This window comes from Cupriavidus basilensis, from assembly GCF_000876015.1.
Lineage (GTDB): Bacteria > Pseudomonadota > Gammaproteobacteria > Burkholderiales > Burkholderiaceae > Cupriavidus > Cupriavidus basilensis_B.
In genome coordinates this window covers 1-3093 of record NZ_BBQM01000039.1, presented here as the reverse complement: position 1 = coordinate 3093, position 3093 = coordinate 1, and the positions used below count along the sequence as shown (strand labels likewise).

Annotated in this window: 5 protein-coding genes; all 5 read left to right on the top strand. The window is 56.4% G+C overall.

Annotation, left to right across the window (positions count from 1 at the left end):
* Positions 1 to 1128 (top strand): hypothetical protein (locus KF708C_RS36570; RefSeq protein WP_197090466.1); only part of this gene is annotated, 1128 nt, incomplete at its 5' end.
* 5 nt (positions 1129 to 1133) lie between these two features.
* Positions 1134 to 1667 carry a hypothetical protein gene (locus tag KF708C_RS36245; protein WP_156174060.1) on the top strand — a complete coding sequence of 178 codons (534 nt, stop codon included), beginning with the start codon at positions 1134 to 1136 and terminating at the stop codon, positions 1665 to 1667.
* A gap of 3 nt (positions 1668 to 1670) precedes the next feature.
* Entirely contained in the window at positions 1671 to 2012 is a 342-nt protein-coding gene (locus tag KF708C_RS35300) for a hypothetical protein (RefSeq protein ID WP_082080224.1), read from the top strand.
* Between the two features lie 548 nt (positions 2013 to 2560).
* The gene (locus tag KF708C_RS36240) at positions 2561 to 2725 is read left to right on the top strand and encodes a hypothetical protein (RefSeq protein WP_156174059.1); all 165 of its coding nucleotides are present in this window, start codon (positions 2561 to 2563) and stop codon (positions 2723 to 2725) included.
* A gap of 3 nt (positions 2726 to 2728) precedes the next feature.
* Positions 2729 to 3070, top strand: a complete 342-nt coding sequence (locus KF708C_RS33675; RefSeq protein ID WP_059416156.1) for a hypothetical protein — start codon at positions 2729 to 2731, stop codon at positions 3068 to 3070.
* Positions 3071 to 3093: the final 23 nt, after the last annotated feature.

Below are 3093 nucleotides of genomic sequence, written 5' to 3'. Positions count from 1 at the left end.
ATCGTGCATATGGTCGACAACGGCACGACTCTGATCGTGGTCGACGGCACGCCGAACGGCTATCAGGTGACTTTGGCGGACGATACCTTTGCGCTGATCAACCAGGGCGCGTTTTACGGTGCTGACTACATCGATATGGTGGATGGTTTCTTTGTCCTTAATCGACCCAATACGAGTCAGTGGTATATCTCGCTGAACAATCAGGCAAGCTTCGACGCGACTGATTTCGCATCCAAGAATGGATTCCCTGACAAGGTGGTTGGTGTCGGTGTCGCGCGCCGCTACCTCTATCTGTTTGGCCAACTGACTAGCGAAGTGTGGTTCAACGCCGGTAACACGGCATTTCCATTCGAGCGTCTGCCGGGTGTGTTCATGCAGTATGGATGCATGAATGCCAATACCATCGCACAGATGGATGGAGATTTCTGTTGGCTCGCGCGCTCGGAGCAGGGCGACCGAATCATTTGCCGCGCTCAACAGTTCCAGGCGACGAAGATTTCCACGTTCGCGATGGACAATGAGATCGCCGGCTATGACACGGTTGACGATGCCTTCGCTTACACATTCCAGAGCCTGGGCCACACCTTCTATGTGATCACATTCCCAACAGCGCAGAAGACATGGTGCTATGACCTGTCGACCGAGCAATGGTGCGAATGGCTGTCTATCGACGAGAACGGCGAGTTCCAGCGCCATCGCTCCAACTGCTATGCCCTGTTATATGGGCGCCGCATCGTGGGCGATTTCGAGAACGGCAATCTCTACGCAGTAGAGCCAGAGGTCTATCTTGACAATGGACAGCCGATTCCACGGCTACGCGGCTTCTATCACGGTGTGGATGATGATTCCAGTCGTCTGAGCTATCGCGAATTCATTGCCGACATGGAAGTCGGCAACGGTGCCGGCAACGTCGAAGTGCCTCTGTATCTGCGCTGGAGCGATACCCGCGGCAAGTCTTGGGGGAACGCCATCGAGACAAGCCTAGGCCTAGAGGGAGAGTACATCAAGTCACTGCAATTCCAGCGGCTTGGCATGGCTCGTGACCGAGTATTTGAACTGTGGTGGTCAGCGCCGGTGCGCACAGCGCTATCAGGCGCCTGGGTGCAGGTCAGCAAGAATAACGAGTGACGATCATGGCCAACCTGCAAAGTGACGTCCCTCTCGTGAATGCTCCGATTGCCGATCCAAAGACCGGCGTCATTACGGAAGCATGGCTGCTGTTCCTGATCCAACTTTGGCGCCGTACTGGCGGCGGTGGCGGAGACACGCCTACAAGCATCACACTGGATGATGTGTTCAGTGTGGAACAGACCTTTGGAATTCCTGGACCTACGGATGCGGCGCGCGAAGTATTGGGCGATGAACCAACACTGGCACAGCCTAGCCGCCAAGAAGCGTTGCTAGAAATGATCTTCGCGCCCGCGGCGATGCAGATTGATGTGGTGGATAACACATTCACATCTGGAACTGACTTCACGCCTGGTACAACGACAGCGCTGACATTGACAAAGGTTTTTGGCGCTATTCCGCGGCTATGGGTGTACTTCGATGGCGTCTTTCAAGGCGATGATCAGATTTCTTCTCTTGTGGGCCTGACTTTGACATTCACCGCGCCGATTCCTGTCGGCGTGACCAAGGTCTACGTCAAGGGCTTACTGCTGGGGTAACAAATGCAACGGATTCCAAAGGCAATCCTCGCGGCACAACTAACCACTTCGGCAGCCACGTATTACATGGCGCCATCCGGAACGGTCGGGACCGTCAACAATCTGTCGTTTACCAATACGATGGCGGGTGTTGTCAAGGTAACGGTGCATCGCGTGCCTTCGAGCGGCTCGGCTTCTGCTGGCAACATGCTCGTGTCCGCCTATTCGCTATCCCCGGGACAGACCTATGTGCCGCCGCAATGTATCGGTCTGCAACTAGAGCCCGGCATGACACTTCAGGCATTGGCTGACACAGCAACCGCAGTGACGGTCATGGGCGGCGTTTATGAAACTTCTGGGAGCTGATCTATGACTAGGTTTCTAGGTGTCGCGGTTGATCCCATCGAAGGGGCTACGCTGCTCAACTCACAGATGATTGGCGGTCGCATCGCACGCACTGCCGGTGTATCGCTCGTCTTCGCTCAATCCGCCGTCCCCGTGTCGGTGACGGGCACCACGTCCGAGACGGTCCTCGCAAAGACCCCGATCCCAGCCGGGGCGATGGCTCCGAACGGGTGTCTTCGTGTTCGGTACCTGTATAGCTGCACAAGTAATGCGAACACGAAAACTTTTACTATCCGACTCACCGGAACCGCAATGCGTAGTTTTAGCGTCACTGCAAATTCCAGCGTATGGGAAGAAATTAATATTTGGAATCGTGGCGCCCTTAATAACCAAGTATGGCAACCCGGTGGCGCTCCTGCTGGTAACGGTGGGGGTGGAACATCCGGGGCCAACCCCGGAACCTCTTCAGTCAATATGGCCGCCCTCCAAAATCTAATTATCGCGGGGTCCTTGGCGAACGCCGCCGACACGATCACCCTCGAAGCCTACACCGTGGAGCTGCTGAACCCATGATCACGATCCCGGTAGCGAACATCGGCACCGAGGCCGAGCCCTTGCTCTCCCCGGCGCAACCCTTCCCTGCAGACGCCATCGCCATCGTCTGCGACGGGCAGCAGTACACGGTGTATCAGCGTGGCGAAATGGCGCCGCAGAGCGAAATCTCTGGGAGTTAAACGATGACTAAATTCCTTGGCGTGGCCACCGACGAACCTACCGTCGCGTCGCTATCCTTTACCGAGGCGCCGGCTGATAAGGTGACTTCGATCTATCGCATCAACGTGACGCTCTCGCCTGCACAGGTCGCAGCGAATACGACTGCCGAACAGACTTTCACGGTGGCTGGTGTGCGCGTGGGGGATGTGGTGTACGTGAGCAAGCCAACTGCACAGGCGGGACTCGGCATTGTCAACGTGCGAGCCAGCGCCTCGAACCAGATCGCAGTCACGTTCTCGAACAATACGGGGACGCCGATCACGCCGACTGCAAGTGAGGTCTATCAAGTCGGGGGCATCCGCTGATGCGCAACTTCTTGAAAATCGCC

Excerpts from the sequence above, each read along its gene's own strand:
- KF708C_RS36245 (WP_156174060.1), top strand. The coding sequence starts at position 1,134 with ATGGCCAACCTGCAAAGTGACGTCCCTCTCGTGAATGCTCCGATTGCC.
- KF708C_RS35300 (WP_082080224.1), top strand. The coding sequence starts at position 1,671 with ATGCAACGGATTCCAAAGGCAATCCTCGCGGCACAACTAACCACTTCG.
- KF708C_RS36240 (WP_156174059.1), top strand. The coding sequence starts at position 2,561 with ATGATCACGATCCCGGTAGCGAACATCGGCACCGAGGCCGAGCCCTTG.
- KF708C_RS33675 (WP_059416156.1), top strand. The coding sequence starts at position 2,729 with ATGACTAAATTCCTTGGCGTGGCCACCGACGAACCTACCGTCGCGTCG.